Source organism: Streptomyces sp. NPDC092296 (assembly GCF_044755465.1).
GTDB lineage: Bacteria > Actinomycetota > Actinomycetes > Streptomycetales > Streptomycetaceae > Peterkaempfera.
Genome location: NZ_JBIVRB010000023.1, coordinates 1 through 16,992 on the forward strand (window position 1 = coordinate 1; position 16,992 = coordinate 16,992).

15 protein-coding genes and 1 pseudogene are annotated in these 16,992 nt (G+C 73.2%); 6 read left to right on the forward strand and 10 right to left on the reverse strand.

The features are described 5' to 3' along the window. Positions 1 to 134 precede the first annotated feature (134 nt). From ACIQGZ_RS28380 to ACIQGZ_RS28405, 6 genes are all read right to left on the reverse strand, one after another. Positions 135 to 1,982, reverse strand: a complete 1,848-nt coding sequence (locus tag ACIQGZ_RS28380) for a TraM recognition domain-containing protein (protein WP_402607283.1) — start codon at positions 1,980 to 1,982, stop codon at positions 135 to 137. A gap of 13 nt (positions 1,983 to 1,995) precedes the next feature. Next, positions 1,996 to 3,351 (reverse strand): ATP-binding protein, encoded by a 1,356-nt coding sequence (locus ACIQGZ_RS28385; protein WP_402607286.1) that lies wholly within the window; start codon positions 3,349 to 3,351, stop codon positions 1,996 to 1,998. Positions 3,352 to 3,409: 58 nt separating this feature from the next. After that, positions 3,410 to 4,909, reverse strand: coding sequence for an SCO6880 family protein (locus tag ACIQGZ_RS28390; RefSeq protein ID WP_402607433.1), 1,500 nt, complete (start codon positions 4,907 to 4,909; stop codon positions 3,410 to 3,412). Between the two features lie 87 nt (positions 4,910 to 4,996). Next, complete coding sequence (locus ACIQGZ_RS28395) at positions 4,997 to 6,283, reverse strand: hypothetical protein (protein WP_402607287.1); 1,287 nt, start codon at positions 6,281 to 6,283, stop codon at positions 4,997 to 4,999. Next, positions 6,273 to 7,115 (reverse strand): hypothetical protein, encoded by an 843-nt coding sequence (locus ACIQGZ_RS28400; protein WP_402607289.1) that lies wholly within the window; start codon positions 7,113 to 7,115, stop codon positions 6,273 to 6,275. The genes ACIQGZ_RS28395 and ACIQGZ_RS28400 overlap by 11 nt, the downstream gene beginning before the upstream one ends. A gap of 212 nt (positions 7,116 to 7,327) precedes the next feature. Then, complete coding sequence (locus ACIQGZ_RS28405) at positions 7,328 to 7,645, reverse strand: hypothetical protein (RefSeq protein WP_402607292.1); 318 nt, start codon at positions 7,643 to 7,645, stop codon at positions 7,328 to 7,330. A 279-nt stretch (positions 7,646 to 7,924) separates the two neighbouring features. Between ACIQGZ_RS28405 and ACIQGZ_RS28410 the strand changes: the two are divergent. Both ACIQGZ_RS28410 and ACIQGZ_RS28415 read left to right on the forward strand, forming a co-directional pair. After that, positions 7,925 to 8,914: pseudogene (locus ACIQGZ_RS28410) on the forward strand (NlpC/P60 family protein); the annotation flags it as partial. A 441-nt stretch (positions 8,915 to 9,355) separates the two neighbouring features. Then, positions 9,356 to 10,048, forward strand: coding sequence for a phosphatase PAP2 family protein (locus ACIQGZ_RS28415; RefSeq protein ID WP_402607294.1), 693 nt, complete (start codon positions 9,356 to 9,358; stop codon positions 10,046 to 10,048). A 73-nt stretch (positions 10,049 to 10,121) separates the two neighbouring features. On the opposite strand, the gene ACIQGZ_RS28420 is transcribed toward ACIQGZ_RS28415, so the two are convergent. Beyond that, a complete protein-coding gene (locus tag ACIQGZ_RS28420; protein WP_402607297.1) occupies positions 10,122 to 11,807 on the reverse strand; it encodes an FAD-binding oxidoreductase in 1,686 nt (561 codons plus the stop codon). A gap of 165 nt (positions 11,808 to 11,972) precedes the next feature. Beyond that, positions 11,973 to 12,197, reverse strand: a complete 225-nt coding sequence (locus ACIQGZ_RS28425; protein ID WP_402607300.1) for a hypothetical protein — start codon at positions 12,195 to 12,197, stop codon at positions 11,973 to 11,975. Between the two features lie 194 nt (positions 12,198 to 12,391). Here ACIQGZ_RS28425 and ACIQGZ_RS28430 point away from each other — a divergent pair, with 194 nt between their 5' ends. Both ACIQGZ_RS28430 and ACIQGZ_RS28435 read left to right on the forward strand, forming a co-directional pair. Continuing rightward, positions 12,392 to 13,249, forward strand: a complete 858-nt coding sequence (locus tag ACIQGZ_RS28430) for a hypothetical protein (protein ID WP_402607303.1) — start codon at positions 12,392 to 12,394, stop codon at positions 13,247 to 13,249. A 263-nt stretch (positions 13,250 to 13,512) separates the two neighbouring features. After that, positions 13,513 to 13,707: a hypothetical protein gene (locus ACIQGZ_RS28435; protein ID WP_402607306.1), complete on the forward strand. Its 195-nt coding sequence runs from the start codon at positions 13,513 to 13,515 to the stop codon at positions 13,705 to 13,707. A 40-nt stretch (positions 13,708 to 13,747) separates the two neighbouring features. Here ACIQGZ_RS28435 and ACIQGZ_RS28440 read toward each other — a convergent pair whose 3' ends face one another. Next, positions 13,748 to 14,080 (reverse strand): metal-sensitive transcriptional regulator, encoded by a 333-nt coding sequence (locus ACIQGZ_RS28440; RefSeq protein WP_402607308.1) that lies wholly within the window; start codon positions 14,078 to 14,080, stop codon positions 13,748 to 13,750. A 281-nt stretch (positions 14,081 to 14,361) separates the two neighbouring features. Here ACIQGZ_RS28440 and ACIQGZ_RS28445 point away from each other — a divergent pair, with 281 nt between their 5' ends. Continuing rightward, complete coding sequence (locus ACIQGZ_RS28445) at positions 14,362 to 14,982, forward strand: DUF47 domain-containing protein (protein WP_402607311.1); 621 nt, start codon at positions 14,362 to 14,364, stop codon at positions 14,980 to 14,982. 5 nt (positions 14,983 to 14,987) lie between these two features. Continuing rightward, positions 14,988 to 15,992 (forward strand): anion permease, encoded by a 1,005-nt coding sequence (locus ACIQGZ_RS28450; protein ID WP_402607313.1) that lies wholly within the window; start codon positions 14,988 to 14,990, stop codon positions 15,990 to 15,992. A 213-nt stretch (positions 15,993 to 16,205) separates the two neighbouring features. Here the strand turns inward: ACIQGZ_RS28450 and pstB are convergent, their stop codons facing one another. Further along, positions 16,206 to 16,982, reverse strand: a complete 777-nt coding sequence (gene pstB / locus ACIQGZ_RS28455; protein WP_402607316.1) for a phosphate ABC transporter ATP-binding protein PstB — start codon at positions 16,980 to 16,982, stop codon at positions 16,206 to 16,208. Between the last annotated feature and the right edge of the window lie 10 nt (positions 16,983 to 16,992).

Genomic DNA, 16,992 nt, shown 5'->3' on the forward strand with positions numbered 1-16,992 from the left:
GACCCTGTGGGAGAGTAGGACACCGCCGAACAATCATTGAGAGAGCTCCGCTCCGGAGACCGAAAGGTCTCCGGAGCGGAGCTTTTCTGCGTTCCGGGGGAAGGGGAGAAGGGGCGCCGCCGGGGCGGGGAGGCTCAGGCGTTGCCGGGCAGCTGGACGGTGGCGGTGGTTGCGGTGGTGGGGTGCAGGACCAGGGCCGTGTCAGGGCCGGGCCGGGGGAGGGGCGGGCCGGCCGGGTCGGCTGGGGAGGTCGCGGTGAGCAGGGCGTGCAGGGCGTCGGGTTCGGCCGGGCCCAGGATGGTGCGGGTGGCGGCCGTTGTCCACAGCCTGTGGACGGTGCGGTCGCTCCAGCGGGCCCGAGCCTGCTCGGGGGAGCGCAGTACGGCGAGGGTGGCGATGCCCTGGGTGCCGCCGCGCGCGACCAGGTCCGGCAGGTCGGGCAGCGGGGCCAGGGCGGCCACGTCGTCGAGGGCGGCGAGCAGCGGCGGATCGAGCCGGCCGGCCGGTGCCCGTACGGCTGCGTGCCGGGCGCGGTCCGCCACGTCCTGGGCGAAGGCGGTCAGCAGCGGCATCACGCCGGGGTGCTGGTGCGGTGCCTCGATGGACTGGGCCACCAGGTAGAGGGTCGCGCGCTCCGCGAGCAGGGACTCCACGTCCGGACGTTCGGTCGCGGACGGGGTGCAGGACTGGAGGACGTGCAGCTCGTCCAGGGCCGCGAAGGCGCGGCTGAGCAGGGCGGTGGCGGCGTCGCGCTGTTCAGCGCCTACGGCGTGGCCGGAGGGGGTCAGCAGGGCCTCCAGTTCGCCGCTCCAGCCCTCGGCGGCGCCCCGGTCGGTACGGAGGATGCGTACCGCGTCGCGGGTGCCATGACCGCCGGACCAGCGGTGCACCTGGCGGAACGGCCGGTCGTCCAGGGCGGCGGCGTGCAGCCAGCAGCGCAGCAGGGTGCGGGCCGCCGCGTGGACGGCGGCGTCGGCGGTGCTGTGCGGGGGGATCACCGGGTGCAGCAGCGCTTCGGCGCGGGCGGTGGCGGTCGCGGGGTCCGCGCAGCCCGACTGCGGGGCCCAGCGCAGCAGTTGGGCGCCGTCGGCCGGGGTGAGGCGCAGCGGGTCGAAGACCCGGACCGGGCCGGTCTTCTCCCGCGCGGCGGTGGTGGCCTGCCAGGTGGTGGGGCCGTCGCAGGTGACCAGGACCGGGCCGGGGGCGTGGATGACGGCCGGGTGGATCAGCAGCGGTCCCTTGCCACGGGCGGCGGCGGGCGGCGCGAAGACGCAGTGGCCGCGGTCGAGGGCGGCGTAGAGGGGGGTGCCGGTGGCGGTGTCCCGGCCGAGGGCGATGCCGTAGGCGAGGGGGTTGGGGGCGGTGCGGGCGCCGGGGTGCGCGAGGCCGGTGTCCGGGTGCTGCCGGATCAGGCCGGCCCGGGGCAGCAGTGCGGCGAAGGAGAGCGGGTGCGGCGGCGGTGGGGCCGCCGGGGCCGGTGGCGGGGTGGCTGCGGGCCGGGGCGCGGCCGAGGGGACGGCGGGTGCGGCCGGGGGCTTGTCCACAGGCTGTGGATGGGGCGGCGCGGCGGGCGGGACGGGGGCTGTGCGGGGCGTGCGGCGCAGGCGGGTGCGGGCGGCGAGGGCGGCGACCAGCAGTGCCGTCAGGGCGGCCAGCAGCACCAGGAAGGTCCACCAGAAGGCGGTGGCGGACGGCAGCGGGCTGGGCAGCTGGTCCGTACCGGAGCCGGCCGCCCAGGCGCCCGGGAGGTCGTGCGGCGCGGCGACCAGGTGTCGGATGGCCTGCGCGGAGCGGGTGAACGGCAGGTGCTGCGGCCAGGCGCCCTGGGTCACGGTGGCGGCCAGCCCGGTGGCCGTCCAGACGAGGGCCACCGAGCCGAGCAGCACGGCGAGCAGCGCGATCACCGCACCGTCCGGTACTCCCGAGCGGTGTGCGGCGGCGGGCGGACGCGGGGCGGGCGCGGGGGGCACGGGACGGGTCATGGCGTTCCGGGTGCTAGGCGGCGGGGTCGTCGGCGAGCTGCTGCTCGGCTCGTACCCGTTCGGCCACCGCGTCCTCGGTCATGGCGCGGTCGGTGTAGACGAGCGGCCGTTCGGTGTCGGTGATGATGTGTTTGACGACCTGGACGTTGCCGTTGACGTCCCAGACGGCGATGCCGGGGGAGAGGGTGGGGATGATCTCCACGGCCCAGCGGGGCAGGCCGAGCACCCGGCCGGTGGCGCGGGCCTCCTCCGCCTTCTGCATGTAGACGGTGCGGGTGGAGGCCATCTTGAGGATGGCGGACGCCTCCCGGGCGGCGGCGCCGTCGACCACGTCCGACAGGTGGTGGACGACGGCGACGAAGCTGAGGCCCAGGCGGCGGCCGAACTTCAGCAGCCGCTGGAAGAGCTGGGCCACGAAGGGGCTGTTGATGATGTGCCAGGCCTCCTCGACCAGGAAGATCCGCTTCTTGCGGTCCGGCCTGATCCAGGTGTGCTCCAGCCAGACGCCGACGATGGCCATCAGGATGGGCATGGCGATGGAGTTGCGGTCGATGTGGGACAGGTCGAAGACGATCAGTGGCGCGTCCAGGTTGATGCCGGCGGTGGTCGGGCCGTCGAACATGCCGCGCAGGTCGCCGTCGACCAGCCGGTCCAGCACCAGGGCGACGTCCAGGCCCCAGGAGCGCACGTCGTCCAGTGAGACGCCGAGCGGGTCCACCGAGATCTGGTTGGGGTTGCGCAGGGTGTCCACGATGTCGGTGAGCACCGGCTGGCGCTCGGTGATGGCGGCGTGGACGTGGGCGTGGGCGGCCTTGAGGGCGAAGCCGGCCCGCTCCTCCAGGCCACGGCCCATCGCCACCTCGACGATGGTGCGCAGCAGGGCCAGCTGGCCGGTGGTGGTGATGGCGGGGTCGAGCGGGTTGAGCCTGATGCCGCCGTCCAGTGCGGCCTGCGGGTCCAGCCGGATGGGGGTTATGCCGAGCGCCTCCGCGATCAGGTTCCACTCTCCGACGCCGTCCTCGCCCTGGGCGTCCAGGACGACGACCTGGCGGTCGCGGAAGCGCAGCTGGCGCAGTACGTAGGTCTTCTCCAGCGCGGACTTGCCGTTGCCGGACTCGCCCAGCACCAGCCAGTGCGGGGCGGGGAGCTGCTGGCCGTAGAGCTGGAAGGGGTCGTAGACGTACCCCTTGCCGCTGTAGACCTCGCGGCCGATGATCACGCCGGAGTCGCCGAGGCCGGGGGCGGCGGTGGGGAGGTAGACGGCCTGGGCCTGGCCGGTGGAGGTGCGTACCGGCAGCCGGGTGGTCTCCACCTTGCCGAAGAGGAAGCTGGTGAAGGACTCGGTCAGCGCGCTCAGCGGGGACGGCATGGCGACTCCTCGGTGCGGCTGGAACTGCTGGAACTGCTGGGGCTGCCCGGGTGGTGGCTCATCGGCGGATGCCGGTGGCGAAGGGCAGGGTGTTGACGAAGGCGCGGTGGTGCTCGCGGTCGCACCACTCCAGCTTGAGGTAGCTCTTGCCTGCGGAGGCGCGGATGGTGCGCTTGTCGCGGGCGAGTGCTTCGGGGGAGCGGGAGGAGACGGTGATGTAGCCGACCAGGTTGACGCCGGCCGCGCCGGAGGCCAGGTCGTCGCCGCGCTGGTCGACCCGGCCGGAGTGGGCCAGGTCGCGCGGGTCGACGGTGCGGTTCATCTTGGCGGCGCGGCTGGCCTCGGCGTCGTCGTTGGTCTTCTCGGTGAGCATCCGCTCAATGGCGACGTCGGTGGGTTCGAGGTCCATGGTGACGGCGACGGTGCGGATCACATCGGGGGTGTGGACCAGCAGCGGGGCCAGGAAGTTGACGCCGACCGGGGTGAGCGGCCACTCCTTCACCCAGGCGGTGGCGTGGCACCAGGGTTCGCGGGTGGCGGACTCGCGGGTCTTGGCGGCCAGGTACTGCGGGTCGGTGGCGTCCAGCTCGGCGGGCCAGGCGTTGCGGCGGGACATGGCCTGGATGTGGTCGATGGGGTGGTCGGGGTCGTACATCGAGTGCAGCAGCGAGGAGAGCCGGGCCTGGCCGAGCGGCTGGCGGACCCGGATGTCGGCCTCCGCGAGCCGGGCGCAGATGTCGGTGAGCTCGCGGGCCATCACGGCGGCGAGGCCCTCGTCGCCCCGGGCGCGGCGGTGGGCGGTGCGGCCCATGGCGTTGGCCTCGGCGGCCAGGTCGCGGGTGTACTGCATGCAGGCGACCAGGTAGGCGCGGTGCTGCTCGGACGAGGTGGAGACCATGGACTGGAGCTGGTCGTAGGAGTTCTGCAACCAGCCCGGGGCGGCGGGGTTGCCGCGCCGCTCGACGTCCTTGGCGTGCGCGTCGGGGTCGGCGGGCAGCGTACGGGCCAGGATCTGGAGCCGGCTGACGAAGCCGTCGCCGTTGGCGACGTGCTTGAGCAGGGTGCCGAACCGGTCGACCAGGGCCTCCTGGTCCTCGGAGTCGCGCAGGCCGACGCCGGGGCCCTCGATCTCGATGGCGGCGGTGACGGTGTGCCGGTCGAGGTGGAGCAGTACGGCGACCTCGTCCGGGCCGAAGGGGGCGGAGAGCCAGCGCAGCCGCCCCACGCCCGGCGGCGGCCCGATCTCCACCTCGCGGCCGTCCAGCCGGGTGCCGGCCTCCATGGCGCCGGACTGCCAGGTGCCCCGGCCGGAGCGGACGGTGCGCCGGTAGGTGCGGTTGATCTCCGCCCACTTGTAGAAGGTGCGTTTGCGGTACGGGACGTAGACGGCGGCGAAGGCGAGCAGCGGAAAGCCGACCAGGCCCAGGATGCGCAGCGGCAGGATGGGCAGCAGCAGGCCCCACATCATGCCGACGAACGCCCCGCCGATGATCAGCAGCACCTCGCCGGTCTCCCGGTTGCGGCCGATCATGGCGGCCGGGCGGGCCTTGCCGATCAGATAGGTCCGGCGCTGATGGGCGTACGGGCTGCCGCCGTACTGGCCGCCGTACTGGGCCTGGCCGACGGGCTGGCTGGTCACTGGCCGTCACACCCCCTTCGGGTTGGAGCTGTTGCGGTTGGCGGAGGAGGCGGGGGGCGGCGACTGGGCCGGTGGTGCGGCGGCGGTGCGGGTGGAGTGGGCGGCGATGCCGGAGCCGACGGAGCCGCCGGGAGCCGAGCCGCCGCCGGAGGCGCGGCCGGGGCCGGAGTCGCCGCTGCCGGCCCGCGAGCCGTGGGTGCTGATGCCCTGCTTGACGAAGTTGGCCGGGCCGTTGACCACGGCGGAACCGGCCGAGACGGCGCTGCTGCGGGCGCGGCGCATCGCGATCATGTCGTCGCCGAAGCCGGGGACGAAGCGGTAGATGGTGGCGCTGGCGAAGATGGACAGGAAGAGGATGGACAGGCCGGACAGCACCCGGGCGAAGGAGTCGGAGGCACCGGCGTCGGTGGCGATGGCCCCGGCCAGGCCGAGGACGATCACGATCACCGGTTTGGCCAGGTCGACGGCGATCATCAGCCCGGCCCAACGGCGTACGTGCTGCCAGAGCTTCCGGTCGACCAGGCCGGCGTAGACGGCGGTGCCGAGCAGGGCGCCGACGTAGAGCATGGCGGCGCGGATCAGCAGCTCCAGCCAGAGCACGGCGGCGGCGAGCACCGCGACCAGCGAGACGATGATCAGGATCAGCGGGCCGCCGCCGAGGTCGCCCTTCTCCAGGGTGTCGGCGAAGCCGCCCAGGTAGGTGCCGGTGTCGGACTTGGTGCCCAGGGCGATGGCCTTGGTGACGCCGTCGGTGGCGCTGACCACGGTGTAGAGGATCAGCGGGGTGAAGGCGGAGGCCAGCACGGTCAGCCAGAGGAAGCCGACGGCCTCGGAGAACGCCTGCTGGAGCGGGGCGCCCCGGACGGCCCGCTTGGCGACGGCCAGCAGCCAGAGCACCAGGGTGAGCACGGTGGAGGCGGCGAATACCACCGCGTACTGGCGGAGGAAGGCGGTGTTGGTGAAGTCGACCTCGGTGGTGCTGTCGATGCCGGTGGAGAGCTGCCGGAGCACCCAGGCGGCGGCCTGGGCGCAGCCCTGGGCGAGGGAGCCGAGCGGGTCGGTGACGCTGTTCAGGGTGTCGCCGCCGGGCACGCCGCTGCCGCCGTGGCAGATGTCGCTGCCCGGCCCCGGCAGGGCGACGCAGGTCGGGCCGGCGGAGGGGGTCGGGGAGGCGCTGGGGGGCGTGGAGGGGTCGGCCAGGGCGCGGTGGGCGGCGGTGAGCGCGGTGAACTGGAGCATGGCCAGCCCGGCGGCGAGGGTGCCCGCCCGGCGGAGCAGGGGACTAGCGGGCATAGCGGAACCCTCCGTACTGCTCGGCCGCGTTCTTGATCTCGTCGGCGCTCGCCGCCTGCTGGTCGCCGTTGACCGGGGCGGGGCCGGACTGCTGGCGGTAGTCGGCGACCTTCCAGTCGTTGCCGACCCAGCGCAGGTCGAGCGTGAGGGTGAACCAGTTCTCGGCGACGGGCTGGGTGGAGCCCTGGCCGGCCAGGCCGATCAGGCCGTTGCTCCAGACGGAGACCCGGGCGGCGGCGTCGCCGTACACCTCGGCCCGGGTGCCGACCGGGATGGTACGGCTGACGAAGGTGAGGCCGGCCGGGGCGGCGCCGTGCTCGTCCAGGCCGTACTTGGCCGCGGCGCCGCCGGCGAAGGCGGCGTCCAGTCGGCTCTGCAGGGCGGCGGCGGTGGCCGGGGTGGCGATGGTGGCGATCACCGTGTGCCGGGAGTCGGCGGCGTACATGGCGGCGGAGCCCAGGGCGACGGCGTAGTTTGCCGCGGCGGACTGGGCGCCCTGGCTGCTGTGGGGGAAGCCGGACGCGATGCCGTTGCTGGTGGTGTCGACCGGGCGCTGACCGGTGGGGGCGGTCGGCGCTGCCTGGTCGGCGGTGCCGCCGGTGCCGCTGCCCGCACCGGCGTTGCCGCCGGTGGCGGCTGTGGTGCCGGTGCCGGGCCGGGGGTCGGGCTTGCCGTGGTTGGCGATGGAGATGGCCACCACCAGCAGCACCACGATGCCCAGCACCGTCAGCAGGGTCCGCAGCGGTCGGGGCTGCCGACCGGTCTGCGGGGGCGGCAGGTCGCCGACCGGAAGCCGCGTACGGGTATGCGGCTGGTCGTCGGAGAACGACACGGCGGCCCTCCTGGGACGAAGGAAGGAGCAACCCCGGCGGGCGGGTCGGGGCACACGGTGGCAACGGTGGCGGACAGCGGGTGGATGCTGCAAGGGGCATATGACCGGCGGACGGAGCACAGCGGGTGGCGGGCGTGCGCCGTGGGCGGGCGGGCGGTCCGCTGCCCCGGGGCCGGTGACCGGGGCGCGCTGCGGGATGACTAATCAGATCGTCAGATCGCCATCCCATAGACAATGGTGAACAGGGTGCCCAGCGAACCGATGATGAACACGCCGGTGAGCCCGGCGACGATCAGCCCTTTCCCCTGTTCGGCGCTGAAGGTGTCCCGCATCGCCGTCGCACCGATGCGCTGCTTGGCCGCACCCCAGACGGCGATGGCCAGGCAGCCCAGCAGGGCAGCCGCCATCACCACCTCGACCATGACCCGCGCCTCGGCGCCGAGGCTGGCGAACGGGCCCCAGTCGGGCGCGATGCCGCCGATGATGGTGTCGATACCGGTGCCCTTGTCGGACTCCGCGCTCAGATACATGCTCTCTCACCGCCTGATCAGGCATTCAAGGCCCCGCACCGGGCTCGGGCGAAGGGCCGGGGACCATTCTTGGCCAGAATTGATGTCGACTTGGCTACTTCTAGGAGATTCGTCGTCGGATGGGGGACACGTCGGCCAGGATGTGCGGGTGTGCAGTACTACTCCTGATAGAGGATACCGCTCACTCCTTGTACCTCTGATGATTGCTCAGAGCAACGCCGTGCAGCAGACTGTGTCCGTACGTCAGCTCAGTGACCGGGCACGTGCAGGGGGCATGTGATGGTACTCCGCAAGGCGTGGGCCGTGGCCGGAGCGGCCGGGGCCGTCGGGCTCTCCTTCGCCTGCCTGGTCGCCGTCGGCACCTACGCCGCCGCCGGACCCGCGCCCGGCGCCGCCGCCCTCGCGCCCGGCACCGTCCCCGCCGCCTACCAGGACCTGATCCAGCGCTGGGGCACCAGCTGCCCCGAGCTGAGCCCGCCGCTGCTGGCCGCCCAGCTCTACCAGGAGAGCGGCTTCGACCCGCGAGCGGTCAGCCCCGCCAAGGCGTACGGCATCGCCCAGTTCATCGAGGCCACCTGGGCCGGCTACGGGGTGGACGGCGACGGCGACGGCGACAAGGACATCTGGAACCCGGCCGACGCCATCCCCGCCGCCGCCGCCTATGACTGCGCGCTGGCCCGCAGCACCCGCAACGTGCCCGGCGACAAGGTCGACAACATGCTTGCCGCCTACAACGCCGGCCCCTATGCGGTGATCCACAACGGCGGGGTGCCGCCGTACGCCGAGACCCAGGGCTATGTGAAGCGCATCCGCTCGCTGGCCATCAGCTTCACCGCCCCGACCAGCCCGATCGGCTACTCCGCGCAGGCGTCCGGCGCCATCTACTTCGCCCAGACCAAGCTGGGCACCCCCTACCTCTGGGGCGGCGAGGGCCTGCCGTCCCAGGGCGGCCGCTTCGACTGCTCCGGGCTGACGCAGGCGGCGTACGCCAGTGTGGGCATCACCCTCCCCCGGGTGGCCAACGACCAGTGGTACGCCGGCGGGCACCCGAGCCGCGACCAGCTGCGGCCGGGCGACCTGGTCTTCTTCGCGTACGACCTGAGCGACCCGCGCACCATCCACCATGTGGGCATCTACGTGGGCGGCGGCTACATGATCAACGCTCCGCACACCGGGGCCGTGATCCGCTACGACAAGATCGACTCCGCCGACTACATCGGAGCCACCCGGGTCACCTCCGACGGCGCCGCCGCGCTCCCGGTGCGCGGCAGCGACGGCACCATCGCCAACGGCGCGGGTGCTCCGGCCGGGGAGCCGGCCACGCCGAGTGGTTCCGCTGCGCCGAGTGGTTCCGCTGGGCCGACCGGTTCCGCTGGGCCGACCGGTTCCGCCGAGCCGAGCGGCTCCCCCGGGCCCACCGGCTCCGGCACCCCCGGCGGCTCCACCGGGTCGGCCTGACCCCCGGTCGGGCCCCGCCGTGTAAGGGAGCGGTGATCGACCAGTCAAGTTTCCATAACAGCCGGTTGACGTGGAACGCTGTGGCCGCTTCGCGGCGTTGTGCCGGTGGCGGCCCGGAACACCGGCCGCCCGGGAGCGCGCAGTGGCACTCCCGGGCCACGCCGCGATGGCTTTTCGCCGCGATGACGCGGGACGACCACGCGCCAGCACCCGGCCGGAAGGCGGCCGGGGAGGCGGAACAGGAGGTGCGGCGTGCCCACGCTGCTGGCTGACGGCTCCAACCCGGACGTCAGCCTGCTCTACGACGTCAACGGCCTGGCCGGGAGCGCCCCGGGCTGGCTGGACAGCGCCGTCTCCTGGATCGGCGAGTACGGCATCCTGCTCGGCCTGGCGGCGCTCTGCCTGACGGCCTGGCTGCGCGCCCGCCGCCGGCCGGACGCACCGGTGGCGGTGGCGGCGGTGGCCTGGGCCCCGCTGGCGGTCGCGCTGGCCGAGATCCTCAACATCCCGATCCGGGCGCTGGTGTCCAGACCCCGGCCCTTCGTCAACCACACCGGGTTGCAGGTGCTGGCCAGCGGCAAGGACGACTTCTCCTTCGTCAGCGACCACGCCACCATGACCATGGCGGTCGCGGTGGCGCTGCTGCTGGTCGAGCGGCGGCTGGGCATCGCCGCCGTGGGGTTGGCCCTGCTGGAGGGCTTCTGCCGGGTCTTCATGGGCGTCCACTACCCCACCGACGTGCTGGGCGGCTATGCGCTCGGCACCGCCGTGGTGCTGCTGCTCGCCCCGCTCGCCACGGCCGTGCTGGTCCCCCTCTGCCGTACGGTGGCCCGCTCCGCCGCCGCCCCGCTGGTGGTCGGCGCCGGGCGGCGCGGTCAGAGCACCCCGCCGCGCTACGAGGCGGACGGCGGCAGCGACCGCTCCGACACCGGCATGGCGGCCTGACCGCCCGCCGCCGCACCGCACCGATCAGGGGCCCCCGCCGTCGACGGCGGGGGCCCCTCGTACGTGGGCGGGGTCAGCGGTTCGGCACCGCCTGTGGGAAGGTGAACAGCCGCCCGGGGTCGTACGCCGCCTTCACCTGGCGCAGCCGGGCCAGGTTGGCGCCGTAGTACGCCTGCTGCCAGTCGGCCAGCTTGGGGTCCAGGTAGTTCTGGTACGCCTGGCCGCTGGCGTACGGCCGCATCGACTGCCAGAGCCCGTCCAGCCACGCCTGGTGCCGGGGCACCGCCGCGCCGGCCGGCCAGTTGGCGATGTACTGCGCCAGGAAGAGGCCGCCGCGGTGCACGAAGGCGGTGTCCTGCGGGCGCACCCGGTTCACCGCGCCGCCCAGCGCGTCCAGCGCCACCGCCGCGCTGCCGCCCGCCGGGACGGTGCGTGCGTAGCGCTCCACCCCGGCCAGCAGGGTGCTGATCGCGGCGTCGGACAGCTGCCGGGTGTAGAAGTCGGAGCGCGCCCCGTACGACTCCCGGACCACCCGCCCCGCCGTGCGCCGCCCCGGCAGGTCGCCCGGGAGGTGGCACTGGGCGATCGACCAGCCGGAGCAGCCCGCCATCACCAGCATGGTGTCCAGGTAGGAGCGGCTGTGCAGCGTCGGCGTCGCGGGCGCCACGCCGGTGGCGGCCGTCAGCCGGTCGATCTGCTGCTGGAGCTCGGACGCCGGCCCCAGATGCACCACGGTCACCTGCACCGCCTGCGGCCCGGTGTGGTCCGCCGCCAGGTGCAGGCCGGACCAGTACGCGTCCGGCGCGGCCGGGCCCCAGCGCTGCCAGCCCCGGAGCACCGCCGCCGCCTGCTTCCACGGCCAGGACAGGAAGGCGTACGAGCAGTCGGGCGCGGGCCGGGTGCGGAAGTCGAAGCGGGTGACCACGCCGAAGTTGCCGCCGCCACCGCCGCGCAGCGCCCAGAACAGGTCGGGGTCGTGCTTGGCGTCCACCGTGCGCACCCGGCCGTCGGCGGTGACGATCTGCGCGGCGGTGAGGTTGTCCGACGTCAGCCCGTACGCCCGGCTGGTGACCCCGACGCCGCCGCCCAGGGTGAGGCCGGCCACGCCCACGGTCGGGCAGGAGCCCGCCGGGATGGTCACGCCGTGCGCCGTCAGGCCCGCGTACACGTCCACCAGGCGGGCGCCGGCGCCCACCGAGGCGGCGCCGGTCGAACTGGTCACCGCCGACAGCCGGCCCACGTCGATCAGCAGGCCGCTGGTGGCCGACCAGCCCGCGTAGGAGTGGCCGCCGCTGCGGACCGCGACCGGGACGCCGTAGCGGCGGGCGAAGGCCAGGCAGGTGGCGATGTCGTGGGTACCGGTCGGGTAGGCGACGCCGGACGGCTGGACGGTGTCGAAGCGCGGTTGGAAGCTCTGCCGGGCGGTCGGGTAGCGGCTGTCGCCCGGCCGGATCAGGGTGCCGTCCAGGCCACGGGCGAGCGCCGCCCAGTCGCCGGGGCGGGCGGTGCCGGTGGTGGCGGGTGTGCTGGTGGTGGGGGCTGCCGTCGGCTTGGCGGTGCTGGGGCCGGGCGTCAGGCCGTCCGCCGCCGAGCCGCCGGTCGTCGCCGAGCCGCCGGTCGTCGTACGGGCGGCGCCGCCGGGTCCGCACGCGGTCAGCCAGGCGGCTGCGGCTGCGGCGCCGCCGAGCCGGAGCACGGCTCGGCGGCCGGGCCGGGTCGGGCTGCCGGACGGGGCGGTGGGGGCCGTCGGCTCGGACATCTCCGGTCTCACCTCTTCGAGTAGGCGCGACAGCGCGCCGTACGCCCGGCGGGCGGGAGCACGCCGTCTGGAGTGGAGGACGCCACGGGCGTCGGAACGGTTGGCCGGGTGGGACTCCGGGATGGGTGGGACTCCGGGATGGGCGGGACTCCGGGCGGGGGCCGGTCAGGAGGGTGCGTGCTCGGCCGCGTCCCGCCGGGCCCGGTCGCGGGAGCGCCGGGCGGGGGCGTACCAGCCGCAGCCGCACCGGGCGGTGCAGAAGGACCCGCTCTCGCTGACGGCCACCTGGTGGACGCCGCCGGGGGGCTGCGGCGCCCGGACGGGCGGTACGGCGGCCTGGTCGGCCCTGGGCGGGCTCGGCAGGCTTGGCGGGCTTGTCGGGCTGGACACGCCTTCACGTTAACGCGCGCAGCGGGCCGCGCGCCCCCTGAACCGTAACCCCGGCCGGACCTCCTCGTTAACCGGCAGGGGCCTCCCCCTGCCCGGCCCGCGTTCCGCGCGGGGCAGGGCAGCCGCACCGGACCACCAGGACCCTAAGGGGCTCAGAGCTGATGAAGCGTCGGGAACGCGGTAGCACCGCACGGGTGCACCGCTCGATCGGTTCCGCCGGAGCGGCGGCCGCCCTGCTCGCCGTGCTGGCCGGCACGGCCGGTTGCACCGGCGTCAGCGGCGACGGCGCGCAGCAGTCGCGGCCGGTCTCGGCGGACCGGCTGGCCGGTGACCCGCTCACCGCCGTCCGCAACGCCGCCGACATCACCGGCCACACCGGCTCGGCGCGGACGACGACCCATGTGGTGACCGCCTCGTCCGGCAAGAAGGCGGAGTTCCACGGCACCGGCGTCTATGACTACGCCAAGCGGATCGGCAGCGTCTCCGTGATGCTGCCGCCGGGCGCCGCGACCAAGGGGAAGATGACCGAGGTCGTGCTGCCCGGCATCGTCTACCTGCAGAACAGCGGGGCCGAAGTGCCCAAGGGCAAGTGGGTGAAGTTGCAGGTCAGCCAGCTGCCGGACGGCAATCTGGTGAGCAGCGGCACCACCGACCCGGCCACCGCCGCCGGTGCGCTGCGCGGTGCCCAGGTGGCGAAGCAGGTCGGCACCGAGACGGTCGGCGGCACCGTGCTGACGCACTACCGGGGCACCCTCGACCTGGTGAAGGCGGCCGACGCCACCGGCGGCGAGGGGGCGGCCGGGATGCGGATGGCGGCCAACACCTTCACCGTCAAGCAGGTGCCGTACGACGTCTGGCTGGACGCGCAGGGCCGGCTGCACAAGGTGGTGGAGGTCTTCACCTTCTCCTCGGTGCCCGGTTCCACGGCCGCGAAGGACCAGGTGGTGGTGACGTCCACCACATCGCTGTCGGACTTCGGCGCCAAGGTCGAGGCGGCCGAGCCCGCCGCCGCCGATGTCGTCCAGGTGAAGGCGGGCCGTTCCGCCAGGTGATCCACCAGCGCAGCGCCCCGGTCCGGTCGGCGGGCCGGGGCGCTGCGCCGTCCGGGCCCGGGAGCCGGGCCTGTTCCGGGTCAGGGGCGGGCCCCTTCGGGTGGGGCGCAAATGGCCCGTCCGTGCCATGTGGAGCGGCGCCCGGCTGCCTACGCTGATAGGGGGTGCCACCGCAGGGCCGCCCGGCGCGCGCCGACACCTCTCCGCACCACCGGTACCGGCAGGCAGTGGCATGTGGGATCGATGACGAGGAGGTGGTGTGCGTGGCGTCTCCGCGCGGGAGGGGTGTCCATGACCACGTGGCCCTCGACGAGATCGAGATGTGCGGCGACCTGATGATCGCCGCCTCGTCCAGCGGGGAGGACCGGCTGGCGCCGGCCCTGATCGACGAAGTGCTGAAGGTGGGTCGTACCGGCCCGGAGGACGCCCCCCGGGTGCCGCCGCCGCGCCACCGCTAGCCGCCGTCGGCCGCCGGTGGGCCGGCTCCCGGCGGGCCGGTCAGGTGCGCAGCATCCGTGCGATGGCGGCGGTGGCCTCCGCCACCTTGGCGTCCGCCTCCGGGCCGCCCTGTTCCACGGCGGCGGCGACGCAGTGCTTGAGGTGCTCCTCCAGCAGGCTCAGCGCGAACGCCTGGAGCGCCTTGGTGCCGGCCGAGACCTGGGTGAGGATGTCGATGCAGTAGACGTCCTCGTCGACCATCCGTTGCAGGCCGCGGATCTGCCCCTCGATCCGGCGCAGCCGTTTGAGGTGCTCGTCCTTCTGCTTGCTGTAGCCGTGCACACCGTGCCCGGTCGGCCCGGTCGGCTCGGCACGGTCCTCCGTAGCGGTCATGCGGCCCGCCCTCCTCTCGGTTCCCCCCAGGGTAGAGGCCCCGGGGCCGCAGCAGTGGGCCCGTGGCGGCGGGCCGGGAACAGCGGGTCACGGGCGGTAGCCGGCGGCTCTGCAGGGGCGCATTCCTCGGCTCCGTCCGGCACACTGTTGGCGCGCGTCCCCGGTGGAGTACGGGGGACGCGAACGGGTGCACCAGGTGGGTGCTGCCACCCCGGTTTGCGTATTCCGATCCGCCAGCACCTAGCATCGACAAGTCCGCACCCTGCACACCGGAGATTTCTGTGCGCTTTCGTCTGACCCCACGGGAGACGAGCTTCTACGACATGTTCACCGCAGCGGCGGAGAACCTGGTCACCGGATCGAAGCTCCTGCTCGAACTGCTCGGCTCGGATGTCGCGGCCCGCTCGGAGATCGCCGAGCGCATGCGCGCCGCCGAGCACGCGGGCGACGACAGCACCCACGCCGTTTTCCACCAGCTGAACTCGTCGTTCATCACGCCCTTCGACCGGGAGGACATCTACTCCCTCGCGTCCTCGCTGGACGACATCATGGACTTCATGGAAGAGGCGGTCGACCTGGTCGTCCTCTATGACATCCAGCAGCTGCCGCAGGGTATCGAGCAGCAGATCGAGGTGCTGGCCAGGGCCGCCGAGCTGACCGCCGAGGCGATGCCCAATCTGCGCACCATGTCCAATCTGACCGAGTACTGGATCGAGATCAACCGGCTGGAGAACCAGGCGGACCAGATCCACCGCAAGCTGCTCGCCCACCTTTTCAGCGGACAGTACGAAGCCATCGAGGTGCTGAAGCTCAAGCAGATCGTGGATGTCCTGGAAGAGGCGGCCGACGCCTTCGAGCATGTGGCGAACACGGTTGAGACCATCGCCGTCAAGGAGTCCTGAGCACGGTGGACACCGCCGCACTCGTCGCCGTCGTCGGCGTCGCGTTCTTCTTCACGTACACCAACGGATTCCACGACTCCGCCAACGCCATCGCCACCTCGGTCTCCACCCGGGCGCTCACCCCCCGGGCGGCGTTGGCGATGGCGGCGGTGATGAACCTGGCCGGTGCCTTCCTCGGCAACGGGGTGGCCGAGACGGTCAGCAAGGGGATCATCGAGACCCCCACCGGCAGCCAGGGCATGACCATCCTGTTCGCCTCGCTGGTCGGGGCGATCGCCTGGAACCTCACCACCTGGTACTTCGGGCTGCCGTCCTCCTCCTCGCACGCGTTGTTCGGCGGCATGGTGGGCGCGGCGCTGGCCGGGGGGACGCATGTCATCTGGTCCGGGGTGGTCGAGAAGATCGTCATCCCGATGTTCCTCTCCCCGGTGGTCGGCCTGATCGTCGGCTATCTGGTGATGGTGGCGATCCTCTGGATGTTCCGGCGGGCCAATCCGCACAAGGCCAAGCGCGGCTTCCGGATAGCGCAGACCGGCTCGGCGGCGGCGATGGCGCTGGGCCACGGCCTCCAGGACGCCCAGAAGACGATGGGCGTCGTGGTGCTGGCACTGACCATCGCGGGGGTGCAGGAGGAGCACGGCATTCCGGTGTGGGTGAAGATCTCCTGCGCGCTGATGCTGTCGCTGGGTACGTACGCGGGCGGCTGGCGGATCATGCGCACCCTGGGCCGCAAGATCATCGAGCTGGACCCGCCGCAGGGCTTCGCGGCGGAGACCACCGCCGCCGGCATTCTCTACACCACGTCCTATGTCTTCAGCGCGCCGATCTCCACCACCCATGTGATCACCTCGGCGATCATGGGTGTGGGCGCCACCAAGCGGGTGCGGGCGGTGCGCTGGGGGGTCGCCAAGAACATCGTGCTGGGCTGGTTCATCACCATGCCCGCGGCGGCGGTCGTGGCCGCGGTGGTCTACTGGATCACCCACGCGATCGTGGTCGCCCTCCGCTGACGTACGGCCCCGGTAGCGCGGCCCCGATGGCTCGGCCCCAGTACGGCGGCCCCAGTACGGCGTGCCCCAGTACGGCGGCTCCCGGACAGCGGCGAGGGCCCGCTCCCCTCGGGCAGGGGAGCGGGCCCTTTTCCATGCCCTGCGGCGGCACCGCCATGCAGCGCCGCAGGACAGCTCGGGGCGGCCGGGGCCGGGTCCGGTGGTCCGGGGGCCTCAGCCGAAGCGGCCGGAGATGTAGTCCTCGGTGGCCTGCACCGACGGGTTGGAGAAGATCCGCTGGGTGTCGTCGATCTCGACCAGCCGGCCGGGCAGGCCGACGCCCGCCAGGTTGAAGAAGGCGGTGCGGTCACTGACCCGGGCGGCCTGCTGCATATTGTGGGTCACGATCACGATGGTGAACCGCGACTTCAGCTCGCCGATCAGGTCCTCGACGGCCAGGGTGGAGATCGGGTCCAGCGCCGAGCAGGGCTCGTCCATCAGCAGCACCTGCGGCTCCACCGCGATGGCGCGGGCGATGCAGAGCCGCTGCTGCTGGCCGCCGGAGAGGCCGGCGCCGGGCTTGTTCAGCCGGTCCTTGACCTCGCTCCACAGGTTGGCGCCCTTGAGGGACTTCTCCACCACGTCGTCCAGCAGCGACCTGCGGCGCACCCCGGCGAGCCGGAGGCCGGCCGCCACATTGTCGTAGATCGACATGGTGGGGAAGGGGTTGGGCCGCTGGAAGACCATGCCGACCGTGCGGCGGACGGCCACCGGGTCGACGCCGGGCCCGTACAGGTCCTCGTCGTCCAGCAGCACCTTGCCCTCGACCCGGGCGCCGGGGATCACCTCGTGCATCCGGTTGAGGGTGCGCAGGAAGGTGGACTTGCCGCAGCCGGACGGCCCGATGAAGGCCGTGACCGAGCGGGGCTCGATGGTCATCGAGATGTCCTCGATGCCCTTGAACGATCCGTAGTAGGCCGACAGTCCGCTGACGTCGATGCGCTTGGCCATGGGGGTTGTC